Source organism: Lysinibacillus sp. A4, from assembly GCF_024919535.1.
Lineage (GTDB): Bacteria > Bacillota > Bacilli > Bacillales_A > Planococcaceae > Lysinibacillus > Lysinibacillus capsici.
On sequence record NZ_JANWTB010000012.1, the window covers coordinates 25850 to 44182 of the forward strand.

Below are 18333 nucleotides of genomic sequence, written 5' to 3' on the forward strand. Positions count from 1 at the left end.
AGGAGATGGTCTCAATGAGTATACAAATTCAAAACGTATCCAAAAAATATGGGTCCTTTCAGGCACTAGAGGATATATCCGTACATATTCAGTCTGGGGAGCTAGTAGCACTGCTTGGCCCTTCTGGATCAGGAAAAACCTCATTATTACGTGTGATTGCTGGGCTTGAAACAACGGATGTCGGCAATATTTTATTTGATGGTCAATCCATCACAGATCGTCATCCAAAGGAACGCAATGTGGGCTTTGTCTTTCAACATTATGCGCTTTTTCGCCATATGACGGTCTTTGACAATGTAGCTTATGGCCTGAAGGTACGTCCTCGAAAAAGCAGACCTTCAAAACAACAAATCAAAGATAAAGTGATGGAATTATTGCAACTTGTGAAGCTTGAAAATTTCTCAGATCGATATCCAACACAGCTCTCAGGTGGGCAACGACAACGTGTCGCACTGGCAAGAGCGCTTGCTGTAGAGCCAAAGGTACTATTATTAGATGAACCATTTGGAGCTCTCGATGCAAAAGTACGTAAGGAGTTACGTCGCTGGCTTCGAAAGTTACATGATGAATTTCATATTACAAGTATTTTTGTGACACATGACCAAGAGGAAGCTCTCGATGTCGCAGATCGCATTGTGGTCATGAACAATGGCAAAATCGAGCAAATTGGTAGTCCAGATGAGGTCTATACAAACCCCAAAAGTCCATTTGTCTATGATTTCTTGGGCAATGTTAATCTATTTAAAGGTCGCTTACATAATGGTAAGCTCATGCAGGGTGAAGTTGTACTTGATGTACCTGATGCCCTAACACATTCAGAGGACAATGCGATAGGCTATGTACGTCCACATGATATTCAGATTGAGAAAACAAGTATTTCAGGTACAGTTCCTGTTAAAATCAGCCACATTCATTTGCTAGGACCTATCGTTCAAATCGAACTACGCCGTGAGGATCTTGATGAATTTTTAGAAGCAGAGGTATCAAAGGAACAATTTCATCTTCTTCAACTGAAGGTGGGCGATCAGGTATTTGTAAAGCCGAAACAATTAAAGGTGTTTATTCCTGAGGATTATTCTATATAAAAAAACCATGTAGCAAAGAAAAATTTGCTACATGGTTTTTATTTTTAATGAAATTCTCTTCCATCATACACTGCTGTGACATAGCCAGCACGAATGACAAAGTCTCCAAAATGTTCGCCCTCTAATCGTTCCTTTGAAAAATGCAGCAGAATGGGGCGTAGCTCTGCTAAAATTTCCTCTTCACCAATATTTTCACGATAGATTTTATTTAAGCGATTGCCTGTAAAACTTGCACCAAGGTACATATTGTATTTACCTGGCCCTTTGCCAATAAAGCCGATTTCACCCATTGCTGCACGTGAACAGCCATTTGGACAACCAGACATGCGAATAACAATTTCTGTTTCATTTAAGCCAGCATCATCAATAATGGCATCAATTTTTGTTATAAGAGAAGGTAAATAGCGCTCTGCTTCTGCCATGGCTAAGCCACATGTCGGTAATGAGACACAGGCAATGGAATTGCGGCGTAAGGCAGAATAATGCGCACCATCTGTTAGCTTGTATTGTTCAATAAGCGTATTTATTTGTTTCTTTTTCTGGGGTGTTACATTGCTAATCATTAAATTTTGGTTCGGTGTTAAACGAAAATCACCCGTGTGCACCTTAGCTATTTCACGTAAGCCAGTTAACAACTGATAATCCTCAAAGTCTTTTAAACGGCCATTTTGAATAAATAACGTATAATGCCAATGACCATCTGCCCCTTTAATCCAGCCAAATTCATCACCTGTACGCTCAAAAGTATACGGACGAGCCTGCTGAATTTCCCAGCCTAGACGACGCGTTAATTCTTCTTGGAACCATTCAAGTCCTCTCGCATCAATCGTGTATTTAAATCGTGCATTTTTACGGACAGAGCGATTTCCATAATCACGCTGTATCGTGATTATTTTTTCTGCTGTTTCTAGTAATTTGTCTGGCGTTATAAAGCCAATTTCACGAGCAAGCTGTGGATAGGTTTCATGATCACCGTGTGTCATGCCCATACCTCCACCAACCGCTACGTTAAAACCAACAAGCTGATTGTCTTCAACGATGGCAATCAGTCCGATATCTTGTGAAAAAACATCTACATCATTACTTGGTGGAATCGCAATACCAATTTTAAATTTACGCGGCAAATATTGAGCTCCATAAATCGGTTCAATTTCTTCATCCTGACTATCTACTACCTTTTCTCCATCTAACCATAATTCATGATAAGCGCGTGTTCGCGGCAGTAAATGCTCACTTAGTTTGGCAGACCAATTATAAACCTCTTCATGTAATGCAGACTGGTTTGGATTGACATTACACATCACATTACGGTTCACATCTCCACATGCCGCAAGAGAATCCAATAACACCTCATTGATTTCCTGCATATATTTTTTAACATTCCATTTTAAAATGCCATGTACTTGAAATGCTTGACGTGTTGTTAATTTTAAAGAGCCATTGCCATACTTTCTAGCCATTTCATCCATCACAAGCCATTGTGCTGGGGTAGCTGCTCCACCCGGTGTTCGTACACGTACCATAAATTGATAGGCAGGTTCTAGCTTTTGTTTCTGACGTTCATTCCGAAGATCTCGATCATCCTGTAAGTAACTGCCATGAAATTTCATAAGGCGATTATCGTCCTCTGGAATACCAGAGCTTAATGGATTGTTCATGGTACGTTCGAGTGTTCCACGTAGGTAATTACTTTCGGTTTTAATACGCTCTACATCACTTGGTTTCCCAGGCTGTGGAGGTAACACTATTTTTTCAGTCATTCTTTATCGCTCCTTTAATCCATTACACCTCAGCATATTGGGCATACCTGAGGGTTTACTTGCTAACAAAGAGATCAACTCATTAATAAGGGAAGGTTTTCAAGAAATTTGTGTTGAACTCCATTAATAAACGTCACGTTGGTAGCGTTTTTGCTGTTTTAATTCATTCACATAGGCTTTTGCTTCCTCTGGTGTTTTCTGTCCTTGCTGCTCAATAATTTGATGAATGGTTGCATCCACATCAGATGCCATTGATTTTTCGTCACCACATACATAAATGACAGCCCCCTGCTCCAGCCACTCATAAAAACTTGCGGCATTTTCTTGCAATTTATGTTGAACATAGATTTTTTGGTCTGTATCACGTGAAAAGGCTACATGCATGTGACTTAATGTGCCAGCAGCTAGCCAACGCTGCCAATCCGTTTGATAGAGGAAATCCGTAACAAAATGCTGATCACCAAAGATGAGCCATGCTTTCCCCTCAATCCCTAACTCTTCTCGCTCCTCTAGAAAAGCTCGATATGGTGCAACACCTGTGCCTGCACCAATCATAATAATTGGCGTTTCATTATTCTCTGGCAATCTGAAATTCGGATTTTTATGAACATAGATTGGTAATGTATCACCTATTTGTATTCGTTCTGCCACACTTCCAGAGCAAACACCAAGGCGTTGTCTACCTGCTGTTTCATAGCTTACCTTGCCAATCGTTAAATGAACCTCTTCGCTATTGGCCTTTTGGCTACTAGCAATAGAATAAAGTCGAGCTGGAATTTTTCGCAGTAACTCTACAAACTGCTGTGCACTCCAAGTAAATGGTGTAAATTCCTCTACTAGATCGAGTAAGTCTCTTCCTTTTGCATAGTCCTTCCATGCTTTTGGTTCTTCAAATAGCTTAGTAAATTCTTTATGCTCTGTATAAGCAGCAATTTTATCGAGTAACGGCTTAGATAACACCGTAATTTCTAATTTTTTCTGTAGTGCTTCTTTTATTGTTATTGTTTCATCAAAAACAGTCACTTCTGTCTCCGAATCAAATTGAAGTGCTGTCAGCAATGCATTGACTAATTGTTCATCATTCTCTGGCAGAATGCCAATGCTATCGCCAGGTTCAAAATGAAAATTAGCTCCCTCAATCGATAATTCAAGATGACGCGTCTCTTTATTGGAGCCACGACCATTTAGATTCATATTTTCAAGTACTTCAGCGTAAAATGGATTTTTTCTTGAATATGTAGATGCTTCAAGTACTTGCGCCCCTTCGTTGTGTGCTGAAGTAGACGTTGCTGAAGTTGCGTGCTGAAGAAATTCCTGTTGAACCGCAGAGAACCACTGTGCAGCTGCGTCATCATAATCTACATCGCAATCTATACGAGGAACAATTCTTGTTGCACCTAATTGCGCAAATCGCTCATCGAAGTCCTTACCTGTCTTACAAAAAAATTCATAGGAGCTATCCCCTAAAGCAAGAACCGAATAGTGTAGGTGTTCTAGCTTAGGCGCCCGCTTGCTATGCAAAAATTCATAGAATTGTATCGCTTGATCTGGTGGATCTCCCTCTCCATGTGTACTCACAATAAGTAATAGATTGGTGATCTTCTTTAAATTACTAGCTTTAAATTTCCCTAATGATGAGACAGTTACATCTACCTGCTGCTCTTTTAAAGCTGCTGCATACTTTTCAGCTAATCCTTGACTATTGCCTGTTTGGGAACCATATAAAATTGTTATTGTTTTGGTAATCGGCTGGGCTGCTGGTGGTGCCTGTTCAACAATTGCTTCAAGAGTTGCTTGGGGAGCACTTAGGTAACCATTTAGCCAAAATTTTTGTTCAATTGTTAATTTAGGGAGAAGCTCGTTTAATAACTTCACCTGCTCTTCATTAAATGGACTGTTTATTACTTGTAATTTCAATCTTTGCCACCTCACGAATATCATCTTTTCGTATTTTTAATTTATCGAAGTCTTATTTTTTCCTTTTTCTCAATCTGAACCACATAAGAATTTTGAACAATCAATGTAATTGATCCGTGGTTCACAGTATTTAACATTTGGCGGACATTATCTAATGCTAGATTTACATTTTCAGTTCTTTTATCTACCATTACGAAACACCTTCCTCTTTAAAATGTAGTAATTCATCAATACGTTCCACTAATACTTTTTTCACATTGTTGTCATAGCCTAAGCTTTCACATAACAAAATGTTATGGCTGTCAAAGCCTTGTAATCGCTTGGCAATACTTTGTCTTAAAATGCCTGTAAATAATAAATAAGGGACAATAAAAATTTGCTGTTGCTTCCCCTTAGCTTGCAGCAACCAGTCTTCAAAGGTTGGTCCCATTCCGTATAAGAAGCATGTATCAACGGCTTTATAGTGATATTTAGTACGTAGCCTTTTGGCTATTTTGGCTAAATCCCTCTTAACGGCTGGATCACTACTCCCCCGTCCAATGAGTAAAACACTCGCATTGCTGTTAGGTTGCTGTTTTTCTATTATCCTAGCTTGTAACGTGTCAATTAATCGTTCATGAATGCCAAGAGGCTCACCATATGTAAACTTTACATATGGATATAGTTTTTGAGCTTTTGCCATTTCTTTCGGAATATCATGCTTTGCGTGTTGAGCAGCTAGTAGGAGAATAGGCATTACGGCAATCGCTGTTGCCCCTTTCCGAATACAGCTAGCAATGCCTTCTGCAATGGTTGGTGTTGCCAGCTCTAGAAAGCATATTTCCTGAATAGGTACTGCCACTTCTTGTTGAACGCCGTGAAGAAAGTTTACGGCCTGCTCTACACCTTCCTTGACACGACTGCCATGTGCAATATATAAAATAGCCTGCATAATCCCACAACCTTATCCCGTTATTTGGATTGGCTGTGCTGGGTTTTGCTCAAACCAATGAATGGTTTCTCTTAAGGTCACAACCTTCCCTACTAATATGATGCTAGGGTTATGAATATTTTCTGTACGCACAATTTCCTCAATTGTAGCTAAAGTACCCGTAACAGTTCTTTGCTTAGTAGAAACTGTTCCCCAGTGAATAACAGCCACAGGCGTTTTTTCATCACGGCCATATTTGAGTAATTGTTGACGGATATACGGAAGATTACCAACACCCATATAAATAGCAATTGTATCAATCCCTTTTGCAAGACTTTCCCAACGGATAGCATCTTCTTTTCCGTCCTGCATATGCCCAGTAACCATAGCAAAACTCGAACCTAAGTTACGATGTGTGACAGGAATACCTGCATATGCTGGAGCTGCTATACCTGACGTAATACCAGGCACAATTTCAAAGGGAATTTGATGCTTCGCCAGCACATCTGCCTCCTCTGCACCTCTACCAAAAACAAATGGGTCTCCTCCTTTTAATCTTGTGACAACATATCCTTGTTGGGCATAATCAACAAGCGTTTGGTTGATTTGCTCCTGAATCATGGCATGTTGCTGAGGCAACTTCCCGCAAAAGATTAATTTAGCGTCTTTCTTGGCATAGGCTAACAGCTCTTTATTAATGAGTCTGTCATATAAAATGACATCTGCACATTCAATGCAACGTAATCCTTTAATCGTAAGGAGGTCAACATCTCCAGGACCTGCACCGACAATATAAACTTTCCCCATTTCATCTCACTCCTTCTGTCAATTACGCCTCGTTGTCATGGCATTTCAGATTGATTAAACTTACTAATAAGGGTCCTCGATTTTCTAAACCTGACACTTTGCTTTCGGTACAAAAACCTTTACTAAATTAAGATAAAGAAAAAAGGCTAATATTATCCTTAGACACAAAAATGCCTATGAATAATAAAAGCCTCTAGTTTGCTAGTCAGCCACATATTTAATTCTTAGTAATATAATAAGAATAATAAATAATTTAGTATATTCTGTCAACACTAATTTTGATACTTCGTTAGGCACAATAAAAACCAGTTGTCGATATCAAGATCGACAACTGGCTGATCTAATTATGTGCTTACCATGGTCTACGATATCGCGGACCTGGTCGAAAATATGGACCTGGTGGATATGGTCGATAGTTTGGATAATATGGATTGTAAGGATATTGATTAAATTGAGAGCCAAGGAAACTGCCTAAAAAACCACCAAAAAACGGTGCGCCAAATGGCCAAATAAAGCCTCCAAATCCTCCGCCTGGATAACCTCCGAAATTGCGCATATGCTACCTCCCCTTTTTACTCTATCGTATGAAGGAAGATACATCTATCATATGTAGAATGCCTATTCCATCGGGATTAGTACATAAATCACAAAAAATCAGCGAGAATAAACTCCCGCTGATTGACACGCTTTATTATTTTTCTTCCCCTAAACGTTGGACAAAATTCGCGAGTGTACGGACCATAACACCAGTACCACCCTTAGGTCCTAAATCATGTACAGCTACTGCATCAGATGTGCCTGCTATATCCAGGTGAATCCATGGTGTATCACCAACAAATTCGCCCACAAAACCGCCGCCGAAAATCATATGACCATCACGACCAGGTGAATTATTTAAATCAGCTACATCTGATTTTCGAATTCGTTTTTTATCATTTTCTGTTAAAGGCATACGCCAAACAAATTCATCAGTCTCTTTTGCAGCTTCCATAAATGCTTCAAAAAATGCATCATCATTTGCAAGAGCACCTGTTTTATCCATACCTAGTGCAGTAATAACGCCTCCAGTTAAAGTAGCAACATCGATCAGTGATGTAGCCCCTTGCTGTTTAGCATATGTAGTTGCATCTGCCAGAACTAAACGCCCTTCTGCATCCGTATTTAATACTTCTACCGTTTTTCCACTGTACGTCGTAATCACATCATCTGGTTTAAACGCTGTATCAGACACCATATTATCTGTAGAACCGATAACGGCTACAACATTTTTATTTGGACGTAATTCTCCGATAATTTTCATCGCACCAAGTACAGCAGCAGCACCACCCATATCACCTTTCATACCAACCATAGAGTCCTTTGGTTTTAAAGAATAGCCGCCTGTATCATACGTTACACCCTTACCAACAAGGCCAATTGGATCTTCAAAATCTTCAGTCGCTTTATATTTTAAGGTAATTAATCGTGGTTCTTCATAAGAGCCTTGGTTAACACTCAATATACCACCCATACCTAGTTCCTCTAATTGTGCTTTATCTAATATCTCTACTTCAAAATCGTATTCCACAGCAAGAGATTGTGCATAGTTAGCTAAATCCGTAGCTGTTAGTAGATTTGGAGGTAAATTAATTAAGCTACGAGCTTCATTGACAGCATCCGCGTAAATCACACCTACCTCAAAGCTTGCCACCACTTCATCTAAATCCTCTGCTGTAGTCACAAGGTGAACAGCATCAATACGTTTATCTACTTCGTTTGAAGTGGTTTTATAATGTGGGACAGCATAATAGCCAAGGCCAATTCCTTCACCCGCTAAAAATGCTACATCTGCTGTTGAAATTGACTCTGTTGTAAATGATTCAAGCCAGATGGAATACTCTTTTACTTTTAAAGATCTTAATTCTTTTCCTACCAAACCAAATGCTGCGCGAATATCACCTTCTGTTAGGTTTTTACGCTCATCTAAACCTACGAATACAATACGTTTCAGGTTGGCATGGTCTTTCACAAATGGTAATTTCGTTAATTTCTTTAATTCAGTTGAGACGTCCCCTGCACTAATCCATGTATCAAGGGCTTCACCGTAAAAAGTTGAAAAGCTTGCCCAGTCCTGCATTTGTTCACGATGTTTTGTGACTCCTACCACTAATAGTTCAGTAGAAATCGTTTCAAATGTTTTTGCTTCTTTTACAATATGCATGTAAATTCCTCCATTCCATATACTATTATAACGAAGTTTCTGAAAAGCGCGTAATATTTGCCTAAATCTTCTTTTAGAAAATAATGAATGTTATAATAAAAGCAATTATTTACGAAGGTTGTGATGAGATTGAGTTTACTCCAAAATACCCCATTACTAATTGCCCTCTTTGCGGTTCTCTTTGCACAGTTTGTTAAAATCCCCATTCATTTTTTAATGACCAGACAAGTAAAATGGGGGCTTTTTACCTCAACGGGTGGAATGCCTAGTTCTCACTCTGCTTCTGTCACTGGTTTGGCAACCTCAATTGCCTATGAGACGGGTTTGGAATCCCCAATTTTTGCGGTAGCCGCCATGTTTTCCATTATCGTAATGTACGATGCTAGTGGTGTTCGTTACCAAGCAGGGCAGCATGCAGCCATTTTAAATCAACTGCGTAAGGATTTCCAAACATTGCTTCATGATTTAAAAAAATGGCCACAGATGGACGGACAAGAAAAAATGGAGGAATTAAAAACATTATTAGGCCATAAACGAAGTGAAGTATTTTTTGGGGCTCTCACGGGTATTTTTATCGCTATCATAGCCTATGAGTTTTTCATCTAACAGACATCAACACATCCTCTAGAGGAGGCTGTGTTTTTTTGTATAAAAAAAGTATTCCCCCTTCAATTGAAGAAAGAATACTAAGCATGTTAGAACATGCGATAGCCACTTTTACGTAAATAAATCATCACGATACCCGCCACAATAGAACCTGCAAAGCCACCTGATAAAATAGCAATATCCACAAACTGAAGTGCCTGTAATTTATCAATTAATGCTGGGAATGCAGAACCTGGCTTAAAAATATAATCTAAGAAGCTTACTTCATCTACAATAAAGATGACAACAATTGGATACACAATTGCCATTAACCATGTCATTCGTAACAGCATATTTAACAAGAATCCGATACCAAAGAACATGACGAAAAATAACAAAATAGAAATGATTAACTGTACTAATGAAACTGGACCATCCATGTATGTATAACCTCCGTTTTCCTCTCATTAGTTTACATGATTACGACACCGCTTTCAATGAACATATCCTTGTTTTCGCTTGTTCGTCATATTTAGGAAAATCATCAATCGATCATCTATGGTTGATCTTTGAATTTAGGGGTATATGCTTCTTCCGCGGGTATTTGCTTCTCCTTCGTCGTAGATGCTTTTTTCACCAAAAAACTATTGAAGACAAATGCTTATCTTCAATAGTTTCTATGATTTTATGAAGTTGATTGAGCTACTAAAAACTTTGGTGATTTCCAAAGCTGTGCCCATTTTTTAAATGCTGTCAGCACAATTAAGAAGCCAAGCATTAACATGATAACAGATAAAATCCCATTTAACATATTAAAGCCTGCAGCGGCTGGATTCCAGTATACATTTTTAATCATCCAATAGCCTGCAACGTTGACCGTAATGTATAAATAAGCCAATGGGATAAAGCATGTCAATGCATAGATGCGTTTATCTGCGACCTTCAATACCATCGTCACGCCACATACTAGACCAATGGCTGCCATTAGCTGATTGGATACACCAAATAATACCCAGATTGAGCTTATATCCCCTGAATACAATAAATAGCCCCACATAAAGCAGGCAAGTGCACTAGCAAAAATTGTACCTGGTACCCAATTAGTACGCTTCAGTGGTTTATAAACATTGCCACCAAAGTCTTGTATTAAATAACGAGCTACCCTTGTTCCAGCATCAATGGCTGTAAGAATGAAAACCGCCTCAAACATAATGACAAATTGATAGAAGTACGAAGATAACTCTGCGAACCAAGGAATACCTGTAAAGATATCTGTCATACCAACTGCTAGCGTTACAGCACCTCCTGTTCGTCCTTCCAAGTCCATGCCGATACTTTGAGACAATGCTTGTAGATGAACGGGCTCCATTCCTAATGTAGCAAATACAGCTGGTGCTGAGTTAATCGCAAAATAGTCGGCTGGATGAAGAGCAGTAGCTGCAATTAAAGCCATCACACCTACTAGTGACTCTACTAACATAGCACCAAAGCCTACAATACGGATGTCCTCCCAACGATCAATCATCTTAGGTGTTGTTCCTGAGCCTACAAAAGCATGGAAGCCAGAAATGGCACCACAGGCAATTGTAATAGAAACAAACGGCCACACAGGACCGGCAATTACTGGTCCACCACCATGAATAAACTCTGTCAATGGAGGGAATTGAATAGCAGGATTAACAAAGAAAACGCCAATAATTAGTGCAATAAATACCCCAATCTTCATGAAACTACTTAAATAATCACGAGGTGCTAATAATAGCCACACAGGTAATGCAGCGGCGAAAAAGGCATAGATCGGTAAGATGATAGCTAGTGTATCCCGATCAAATGTTAAAAAATCACCGAATGCTGTGCCTTGAATCAGCGGTCCGATAAATACCCCAATCATTAATAAAATAAAGCCTACAGTAGATGTAACAATTAAATTGCCTGTTTTACGATAGGCAATACCCACAAGCATGGCGATTGGTATCGTAATACCTACCGCAAACGTTCCCCATGGATTGCGCTCTAAAGCACCTAACACCACCATCGAGAGACCTGCCATTGTAATCGTAATAATGAATAGCATCGCAAGGCCTGTACAGAAACCTGCGATAGGACCTAACTCCTCCTTCATCACTTCCGATAGGGATTTACCACCATGACGCATGGAAGCGAATAAAACAACAGCATCATGAACTGCCCCGCCAATTACTGCCCCGATTAATAGCCATAGAAGTCCAGGTAAATACCCAAATTGTGCCGCTAGGATTGGTCCAACTAAAGGCCCTGCTGCTGCAATCGCTGCAAAATGATGCCCAAAGGTTACCCACTTATTCGTCGGAACATAGTCTTTACCATCTTCCAAAGCGTGGGCTGGGGTGGGCGTATCATCTTTTATTTTAAGTACCTTCTTTGTAAAGAAAATGCCATACAAACGATAGCTGATCATCAAAATACAAATAGACCCTATCACTATTGTAATCGCATTCATGTAAACACCCCTTTTACTTTTTCCACATCATAGCAAAGGAATGTCCCTATTATTCATAAAATAACTGAAATGTCAGAATTTAAAGCTGAAAGGTTGTATTTGTCCGTTGAAATGCAATTACTTTGATAGGTCAAAAATTTTCCTTACCTCCTTCATATACAGCCTACTGACAGGAATAGAATGTCTGTTGTGCACAATTAAATTAAATTTAGAACTACTCCAAGGCTCAAGTTCCACAATATGCTCTAAATTGACAATATACGCGCGATGGACACGTACAAAGCCTTTTAAAGTAAGTCTTTTTTCTAACGCTGCCAATGATTCGGAAGCAATAAAACGTCCCTGCTCTGTTACAACAACCGTTTTACTATCCTCAGAGGTACAATATAAAATATCCTGTATTTTCAATAATAAAATTCGATCGTTTGCATAAACTGTTAACTTATCGAGCTTATCCAGCTGCGACACCTTTAACTCCTCCATTGTTTTTGCCTGAGCAGCTCTTTTTTTAGCTAACAGTTTTTCCACAGCTGTTTGTACCCTTTCTGCCTCAAAGGGTTTCAATATATAATCAAATGCATTGACTTCAAATGCCTGTAAAGCATAGTCATCGTAGGCTGTAGCAAAAATAATTTCAGGTCTCTGTGCATTCCGTAATAATTGTTTAGCTAAGTCAAGTCCATTGTTTATGCCTAATTCAATATCTAAAAATATACAATCGACTTCTTCAAGCTGTGCCGCTTTGCACAACTCCTCAAGATTTTCAGATTCACCACAAACATTCACTAATGCTGTTTGTTCTAATAAATAACGCAGTTCCGCTCGTGCTAACGGTTCATCATCCACAATATATACATTCAAATTTTTCTACTCCCATCTAGTCGCCTTTAACGGCAGTTGAATCATAATTTTTGTGCCCACATCTAACGTACTTGTTATATGAAAATCAGCCTCCGAACCGTAAATTTCATGAATTCGCTGATAAATATTCCATAAAGCCGTGCCTGTCCCTTGTTCCGATTCCATAATACGTTTACCTAGTTGTTTCACCTGTTCTTTCCTCATGCCACACCCATTATCCTCGGTCAACAGCAGTAGCTTATCGTTCACGCGTTGTACTTTGACATAAATCTTGCCTTCTTTACGATTTTTAAAGGCATGATAAATAGCATTTTCGACAAGAGGCTGTAAGGTAAATGGAGGAATCTGGACATCAAAGAGCGATTCATCCATCATAAACTCAACTTCATAGCGATTCGGAAATCTTGTTTGCTCAATGGATAAATAGGCTTCAACATGATCAATTTCATTTTTTAATGGAATAAGCATTTGTCGTGCGCCCTGCAGATTGCTTCTAAAGAATGTACTAAGCTTGATTAACAACGCTCTCGCCTCATCTGCATCTGTTCGAATCAAGCTCGAAATAGTATTAAGGCTATTAAAGAAGAAATGAGGATGGACTTGTGCTTGTAATGCTTTTATTTCAGCATCCTTTAATAATTTCCGCTGCTGTTCAATTTCAGCATATTCAAGCTGTGAGGAGAAAAGTCTACTTAAGCCCTCTGCTAGCTCCTTCTTCACCCCTGTCAAAGAATCCGCTTTAGTGAAATAAAGCTTTAAGCTTCCAACTGTTCGATGCTGTACCTTCAAGGGCAGGACAATGGCAGCACGTAATGGGCAGCTAGCGTGTGGACATTGAATTTCCTTTTCAGATGTAGCCATTAAAATTTTGCCTTCCTCTAATACCCGTTTCGTCAAAGCCGTCATAATTTCACGATGAATTAAATGATGATCCTCACCAACGCCAACATGTGCTAACACCCCATTTTTATCGGTAATAGCGACCGCATCTACTTTTATTTCTCTTTTAATAATTTCTGCAACCGTTTGGCATGATTCTTCATTCAAGCCCTTACGAAAATGCTCAATTGTTTGTTGGGCAATTGAAAAAGCTTGATGGGTTTGTAATGCCTTTGTTCGCTCCTCTTCATCAATAAACGTTTTAATAATCATGAAAAATAAAAATATCCCAAAGGCATTCATTAAAATCATCGGCATTGCAATTAATGAAACTAACTGCAAGGCCTGCTCAAATGGCTTCGCGACTACTAAAATCACCAGCATTTGAATCGTTTCTGCACAGATGCCGATAATGACTGCTTTCTTATAGGAAAAAGTTTGACGTATTTTAAAGCGTTTACTTAAACCACCTGTAATAAAGCCAGCTAGAATTGTTGAAACACCGCAGGCTATTGCTGTAAAACCACCAAGTGTAATTCGGTGAATACCTGCAATAATTCCTACACATACACCAACAAGTGGTCCACCAAAAATTCCTGCAATAGCGACACCAATTAATCTCGTATTAGCAATGGCCTCCTCCGCATTGATCGTACTATGTATCATCTGATTTAAAGGATGGATTGTCCCACTTTCAATTTTAATCCCTGTATAACTGCTGATAATACATAGGCTACTAAAGATAATAATGAGCCATATTTTCTCTTTCGTTCCTTGCTCCTGAAACAGCTTTTCTCGAAAGAGTCGCCATCTTGACATTAAAAAGGCAAACACAATGATCAGCCCAACTCGCTCTAACATAAATAAAAACAGCTCCATCAAAGGTCACCTCCTAAAAGTCATATTATTTTTTAAAGAATAAACGATAAGAGGTATAACCAAAAATATCACCAGGATTAATCCCTTCTATCGCCTCTAATTGATGTCTTTCAAATTGATTGGAAGCCATTTCCTTTAACATCACAGAGGTTGTTTCATCTTGTGCTAGTTCCTGTGGATACAACCATTTAGCTTCTAAAATTTCTTTTTCTTGAATGGAAACCTGCTGCTGCTCATCTAGCATTCGACAATAAAAAATCGCCATATTATCACTGATATCATCACGGATGACACCTGTTCTAAATCCAATTAAGCCTGAAACTCTACAATCGATGCCTGTTTCTTCTTTGATTTCACGAATAACCGCTTCATCTACCGTTTCTCCTGCATTAACAAAACCTGCTGGCAATGACCAACGTCCTTTCAATCCGCTATAAGCCTTTTTCACAACTAACCATTGTCCAAGCTCATTCACCGTAACACCTGATACACCCAACCATATTTTCCCTCGATCTTTTCTCATAACCTTCACCTCTATCTACCTATTATACCTGCTCATTTTCTATGGAATGAAGCATTTATTCTGAATTTTACAGTTAATCCACAGTGAAAATGCTTCTTTCATTCAACCTCAATGAAAGAAGCTATTATACATTGCCTTGAATTTCACTAAATAAGGTCATAAAAATTTGTTGGAAGTGTCAAATGATTTTTAACATAGTTACTTACAAACGGGAAAATAAAAAGAAAGAAAAAAGCTCCTTTCATTCATCATGTTTTGCAACATCATCAATCAAAGAAGCCTATTATTGTTAGCCCATTATTCGAATGGATTTATTTACTTTTACTCACAAACCTCAGGCGTACCTTCACGCTTTGCTGTTCTGAAAGACGTACCACAACCACATGATGCAATGGCATTTGGATTATCGATGGTGAAGCCACCGCCCATTAGCGATTGTTTATAGTCAATTTTTGTTCCCATCAAAATCGGCGCATCTTCACGGGAAACAAGAATTGTTAAACCATGCTGAACATCTTCAAAATCATCATCTTTTTTCTCTTTATCAAAATGCATGCCATAGGATAGCCCGCTACAGCCGCCACCATTCACCACTACACGTAAAAAAGAACCTTGTTCTTCATTATGCTCCATCATTTCATTAATATGAAAGCCAGCAGCCTGTGTCACTTCTATAATTTGCTTTGTACTTGTCATCCCAATCACCTTCCTTCTTACGTATTATCATAACAATTTTGACCATTGTATGACAAACATTCAGCTTCAAGTCGATTATAAGTTATAATTCTCATATTTTTCACATTAATAGTATTTTTTATTCATGTTAATAAAAACATCATTGGTATAATAGTTACAACGAATTCTTGGCAGGGGGTAATATATATGGAGATTTCACCATATTATGAGAAAAAAATTCAATGTTTAAATTGCAAAAAAGAATTTCCAACATTAAAAGTGCGTTCAAAATTTATTAAAGTAGATCATACGGAAACAGATTTTCAACCTATTTATGCAGATGAAGTGAATGCTCTCTATTATAATGTTTTTGTATGTGAGCATTGTGGCTTTTCCTTTACAGAAGACTTTACAAAATATTTTGCACCGGGTATCCAAGATGATATACGTACACAAATTACAGAAAAATGGGTGCATCATGATTTCAAGGGTGAACGTACCGTATTTCAAGCCATTCAAGCCTATAAGTTAGCGTTTCTTTGTGGCACGATTAAAAAAGAAAAAAATGTAGCGATTGCTGGACTAACTTTACGTCTTGCATGGCTTTATCGTTCCTTAAACAATAGTGGACAAGAAGAGCGCTTTATGAAATTAGCACGTGATTATTATATGGAATCTTATTCTACCGAGGACTACAGCTCTACACAAATGTCAGCTGTCCGAATTATGTATATGATTGCTGAATTATCTAGACGTATTGGAGATATTGAAAATGCGACACGCTTCTTTTCTAGAGTCATTGAAAAACAAAGTGTCGGTGGTGAGGCAAAAATTATAGATATGGCGAAAGAACAGTGGGCCATTATTCGTGAAGAAAAAGAACATGCGCGTCATAAATAGGTAAATAAAAAAGTTCTAGCTTGCAAACAGCTAGAACTTTTTAAAAAGGCTTAGAATACTTGCTCTACTTCCACGATACCTGGTACTTCTTCTAATAATGCTCGTTCAATACCAGCTTTTAATGTAATCGTAGAACTTGGGCAACTGCCACAAGCACCTAATAAACGTAATTTCACAACGCCATCCTCAACATCTACTAATTCACAGTCTCCACCGTCACGTAGTAAGAATGGACGTAATTTATCTAATACCTCTTGAACTTGGTCGTTAATTGTTGCTTCTGCCATTTATCTCGACTCCTTTCCTTATAATGATTATAATGTTAGCAACAGAAAAAATCCAATATTGAATCACAAGGAGAGAAAATACTATGCCATCAACAAAACCTATGATTGAAATTTATGGAACAGCTGTCATCTGTGCTAGTTGTGTCAATGCCCCATCTTCCAAGGATACATATGAGTGGCTACAAGCAGCCATCAATCGCAAATATCCAGATCAAGCATATGATATTCGCTATATCGATATTGAAGGTCCAATTGAGAATGAACGCGACCAAGAGTATGCGTCACGTATTCAAGACGATGAATTTTTCTACCCCCTTGTCCTCATTAACAATGAGGTAGTTGGAGAGGGCTATGTCCAATTAAAGCCTGTATTTACGGCCCTTGAAAATTTAGGGTTTGTCCCAGACGAAACGGTTTAATAAAAATAAAGGGATTGTTTCAAAATGATTTTTGAAACAATCCCTTTCAGCTAATTAATCATTTTGACGTTTGTAATACCATAATAATCCTGATTTCATTAAGCGAGCGATACGCCCAGTTACTGTTGTATCAGCTAAGTATACAAAGCCTTGTTTTTTACCAAGAGCTCCCATAAAGCCTTTTAATTTAATATCTGGCATCTTCTCTGGTAAATGTTCACCTTTCCAACGCATACGAAGTACTTTCACAATTTGCTCCGCTTGTTCCTCTGCTAATTGTGCTGTTGGGGCTAAATCTGATGAAGCACAATCTCCTACAACATAGACATGTTCATCATCGAGTAAATTAAAATACTGTGTGACAAGTGGACGGTCATGTTTATCTTTCTCAACATCCATATCACGCACAATTTTGACTGGCTGGACACCTGCAGTCCAAACCACTGCATCGAGTAAAATTTCATCATCATGATTAAAAATTTTACCTGGCTCTACTCTTGTAATATTTGAATTGGCAACCACATCAACATTATGCTTTACAAACCAATCCTTTACATACTTACTTAGTTTTTCTGGAAAATCTTTCAATATACGTTGACCACGGTCAAATAGCTTGATTTTTAAATCTGAGCGACTTTCACGTAGCTCACTTGCAAGCTCAATTCCACTTAGGCCAGCCCCTATAATTCCAACTGTAGACCCAGCTGGTAACCCACAAAGTGCTTGGAATGTTGCACGTGATTTACCCATTGTTTGAATGCTGTACGTATACTCTTCCGCACCTGGTACACCATGATATTTATCTTCACAGCCAAGCCCAATGACTAAATCATCATATTCTATACGTTGTCCGTCTTCAAGAATGACTACTTTTTCCGCACGATTAATTTCAACGACTTCTCCATATACGGCTGTTAAACGTTCATGCTCTGGGAAGCTTACACGAATTTCTTTATCTGTTGCTGTCCCTGCCGCCAATGCATAAAACTCTGTTTTTAAACTATGGAAAGGGGCTCTATCTACTATAACTACCTCTCTGTCTAATGGTAGGCTGTTTAATAGACGAAGCATGACACGCATATTGCCGTAGCCGCCACCTAAAAGTACTAATTTTCCCATAATAGTCTCCTTTTATATCTCTTTTAATAATTGTTCACAAAGTATCCA

Annotated in this window: 19 protein-coding genes; 4 read left to right on the plus strand and 15 right to left on the minus strand. The window is 38.6% G+C overall.

The features are described 5' to 3' along the window. Window positions 1-14 precede the first annotated feature (14 nt). Window positions 15-1085: a sulfate/molybdate ABC transporter ATP-binding protein gene (locus NY607_RS20060; RefSeq protein WP_259420258.1), complete on the plus strand. Its 1071-nt coding sequence runs from the start codon at window positions 15-17 to the stop codon at window positions 1083-1085. A 44-nt stretch (window positions 1086-1129) separates the two neighbouring features. Here NY607_RS20060 and cysI read toward each other — a convergent pair whose 3' ends face one another. The 7 genes from cysI to NY607_RS20095 form a co-directional block, all read right to left on the minus strand. Then, window positions 1130-2845, minus strand: coding sequence for an assimilatory sulfite reductase (NADPH) hemoprotein subunit (gene cysI, locus NY607_RS20065; RefSeq protein WP_259420260.1), 1716 nt, complete (start codon window positions 2843-2845; stop codon window positions 1130-1132). Window positions 2846-2968: 123 nt separating this feature from the next. Next, the gene (locus tag NY607_RS20070) at window positions 2969-4762 is read right to left on the minus strand and encodes an assimilatory sulfite reductase (NADPH) flavoprotein subunit (protein WP_259420261.1); all 1794 of its coding nucleotides are present in this window, start codon (window positions 4760-4762) and stop codon (window positions 2969-2971) included. A 41-nt stretch (window positions 4763-4803) separates the two neighbouring features. After that, window positions 4804-4953: a YezD family protein gene (locus NY607_RS20075; RefSeq protein WP_004228347.1), complete on the minus strand. Its 150-nt coding sequence runs from the start codon at window positions 4951-4953 to the stop codon at window positions 4804-4806. Further along, window positions 4953-5693: a sirohydrochlorin chelatase gene (locus NY607_RS20080; RefSeq protein ID WP_131522544.1), complete on the minus strand. Its 741-nt coding sequence runs from the start codon at window positions 5691-5693 to the stop codon at window positions 4953-4955. The genes NY607_RS20075 and NY607_RS20080 overlap by 1 nt, the downstream gene beginning before the upstream one ends. A gap of 12 nt (window positions 5694-5705) precedes the next feature. Continuing rightward, window positions 5706-6479: a uroporphyrinogen-III C-methyltransferase gene (cobA, locus tag NY607_RS20085; RefSeq protein ID WP_054549436.1), complete on the minus strand. Its 774-nt coding sequence runs from the start codon at window positions 6477-6479 to the stop codon at window positions 5706-5708. 352 nt (window positions 6480-6831) lie between these two features. After that, window positions 6832-7035 carry a hypothetical protein gene (locus NY607_RS20090; protein ID WP_016991509.1) on the minus strand — a complete coding sequence of 68 codons (204 nt, stop codon included), beginning with the start codon at window positions 7033-7035 and terminating at the stop codon, window positions 6832-6834. Window positions 7036-7170: 135 nt separating this feature from the next. Further along, a complete protein-coding gene (locus NY607_RS20095; RefSeq protein WP_131522543.1) occupies window positions 7171-8679 on the minus strand; it encodes a leucyl aminopeptidase in 1509 nt (502 codons plus the stop codon). Between the two features lie 123 nt (window positions 8680-8802). Between NY607_RS20095 and NY607_RS20100 the strand changes: the two genes are divergently transcribed. Continuing rightward, the gene (locus NY607_RS20100) at window positions 8803-9285 is read left to right on the plus strand and encodes a divergent PAP2 family protein (protein ID WP_131522542.1); all 483 of its coding nucleotides are present in this window, start codon (window positions 8803-8805) and stop codon (window positions 9283-9285) included. An 89-nt stretch (window positions 9286-9374) separates the two neighbouring features. Here the strand turns inward: NY607_RS20100 and NY607_RS20105 are convergent, their stop codons facing one another. From NY607_RS20105 to NY607_RS20130, 6 genes are all read right to left on the minus strand, one after another. Then, window positions 9375-9704: a YuiB family protein gene (locus NY607_RS20105; protein WP_004228336.1), complete on the minus strand. Its 330-nt coding sequence runs from the start codon at window positions 9702-9704 to the stop codon at window positions 9375-9377. A 245-nt stretch (window positions 9705-9949) separates the two neighbouring features. Beyond that, a complete protein-coding gene (locus NY607_RS20110) occupies window positions 9950-11743 on the minus strand; it encodes a carbon starvation CstA family protein (RefSeq protein ID WP_237898570.1) in 1794 nt (597 codons plus the stop codon). Between the two features lie 117 nt (window positions 11744-11860). Further along, window positions 11861-12604 (minus strand): LytR/AlgR family response regulator transcription factor, encoded by a 744-nt coding sequence (locus NY607_RS20115; protein WP_131522541.1) that lies wholly within the window; start codon window positions 12602-12604, stop codon window positions 11861-11863. Between the two features lie 6 nt (window positions 12605-12610). Beyond that, window positions 12611-14362, minus strand: coding sequence for a sensor histidine kinase (locus NY607_RS20120; RefSeq protein ID WP_131522540.1), 1752 nt, complete (start codon window positions 14360-14362; stop codon window positions 12611-12613). A 25-nt stretch (window positions 14363-14387) separates the two neighbouring features. Continuing rightward, window positions 14388-14885 carry an NUDIX hydrolase gene (locus NY607_RS20125; protein ID WP_036078588.1) on the minus strand — a complete coding sequence of 166 codons (498 nt, stop codon included), beginning with the start codon at window positions 14883-14885 and terminating at the stop codon, window positions 14388-14390. 321 nt (window positions 14886-15206) lie between these two features. Further along, on the minus strand, window positions 15207-15581 hold the full coding sequence (locus tag NY607_RS20130) for a HesB/IscA family protein (RefSeq protein ID WP_048394421.1): 375 nt from the start codon (window positions 15579-15581) through the stop codon (window positions 15207-15209). Window positions 15582-15767: 186 nt separating this feature from the next. Between NY607_RS20130 and NY607_RS20135 the strand changes: the two genes are divergently transcribed. Next, the gene (locus tag NY607_RS20135; RefSeq protein WP_048394419.1) at window positions 15768-16460 is read left to right on the plus strand and encodes a DUF2225 domain-containing protein; all 693 of its coding nucleotides are present in this window, start codon (window positions 15768-15770) and stop codon (window positions 16458-16460) included. A 50-nt stretch (window positions 16461-16510) separates the two neighbouring features. Here the strand turns inward: NY607_RS20135 and NY607_RS20140 are convergent, their stop codons facing one another. Further along, entirely contained in the window at window positions 16511-16747 is a 237-nt protein-coding gene (locus tag NY607_RS20140) for a NifU family protein (protein WP_004228295.1), read from the minus strand. Between the two features lie 83 nt (window positions 16748-16830). Here NY607_RS20140 and NY607_RS20145 point away from each other — a divergent pair, with 83 nt between their 5' ends. Beyond that, window positions 16831-17166, plus strand: coding sequence for a YuzD family protein (locus tag NY607_RS20145; protein ID WP_054549443.1), 336 nt, complete (start codon window positions 16831-16833; stop codon window positions 17164-17166). A 54-nt stretch (window positions 17167-17220) separates the two neighbouring features. Here the strand turns inward: NY607_RS20145 and NY607_RS20150 are convergent, their stop codons facing one another. Beyond that, the gene (locus NY607_RS20150) at window positions 17221-18285 is read right to left on the minus strand and encodes an NAD(P)/FAD-dependent oxidoreductase (RefSeq protein WP_004228288.1); all 1065 of its coding nucleotides are present in this window, start codon (window positions 18283-18285) and stop codon (window positions 17221-17223) included. Window positions 18286-18333: the final 48 nt, after the last annotated feature.

What these genes read in the sequence shown, in the direction of transcription:
- NY607_RS20105 (WP_004228336.1), bottom strand. Translation starts at nt 9,704, where the DNA reads ATGGATGGTCCAGTTTCATTAGTACAGTTAATCATTTCTATTTTGTTA.
- NY607_RS20135 (WP_048394419.1), top strand. Translation starts at nt 15,768, where the DNA reads ATGGAGATTTCACCATATTATGAGAAAAAAATTCAATGTTTAAATTGC.
- NY607_RS20130 (WP_048394421.1), bottom strand. Translation starts at nt 15,581, where the DNA reads ATGACAAGTACAAAGCAAATTATAGAAGTGACACAGGCTGCTGGCTTT.
- NY607_RS20075 (WP_004228347.1), bottom strand. Translation starts at nt 4,953, where the DNA reads ATGGTAGATAAAAGAACTGAAAATGTAAATCTAGCATTAGATAATGTC.
- cysI (WP_259420260.1), bottom strand. Translation starts at nt 2,845, where the DNA reads ATGACTGAAAAAATAGTGTTACCTCCACAGCCTGGGAAACCAAGTGAT.
- cobA (WP_054549436.1), bottom strand. Translation starts at nt 6,479, where the DNA reads ATGGGGAAAGTTTATATTGTCGGTGCAGGTCCTGGAGATGTTGACCTC.
- NY607_RS20080 (WP_131522544.1), bottom strand. Translation starts at nt 5,693, where the DNA reads ATGCAGGCTATTTTATATATTGCACATGGCAGTCGTGTCAAGGAAGGT.
- NY607_RS20110 (WP_237898570.1), bottom strand. Translation starts at nt 11,743, where the DNA reads ATGAATGCGATTACAATAGTGATAGGGTCTATTTGTATTTTGATGATC.
- NY607_RS20060 (WP_259420258.1), top strand. Translation starts at nt 15, where the DNA reads ATGAGTATACAAATTCAAAACGTATCCAAAAAATATGGGTCCTTTCAG.
- NY607_RS20145 (WP_054549443.1), top strand. Translation starts at nt 16,831, where the DNA reads ATGCCATCAACAAAACCTATGATTGAAATTTATGGAACAGCTGTCATC.
- NY607_RS20090 (WP_016991509.1), bottom strand. Translation starts at nt 7,035, where the DNA reads ATGCGCAATTTCGGAGGTTATCCAGGCGGAGGATTTGGAGGCTTTATT.
- NY607_RS20150 (WP_004228288.1), bottom strand. Translation starts at nt 18,285, where the DNA reads ATGGGAAAATTAGTACTTTTAGGTGGCGGCTACGGCAATATGCGTGTC.
- NY607_RS20120 (WP_131522540.1), bottom strand. Translation starts at nt 14,362, where the DNA reads ATGGAGCTGTTTTTATTTATGTTAGAGCGAGTTGGGCTGATCATTGTG.
- NY607_RS20140 (WP_004228295.1), bottom strand. Translation starts at nt 16,747, where the DNA reads ATGGCAGAAGCAACAATTAACGACCAAGTTCAAGAGGTATTAGATAAA.
- NY607_RS20100 (WP_131522542.1), top strand. Translation starts at nt 8,803, where the DNA reads ATGAGATTGAGTTTACTCCAAAATACCCCATTACTAATTGCCCTCTTT.
- NY607_RS20125 (WP_036078588.1), bottom strand. Translation starts at nt 14,885, where the DNA reads ATGAGAAAAGATCGAGGGAAAATATGGTTGGGTGTATCAGGTGTTACG.
- NY607_RS20095 (WP_131522543.1), bottom strand. Translation starts at nt 8,679, where the DNA reads ATGCATATTGTAAAAGAAGCAAAAACATTTGAAACGATTTCTACTGAA.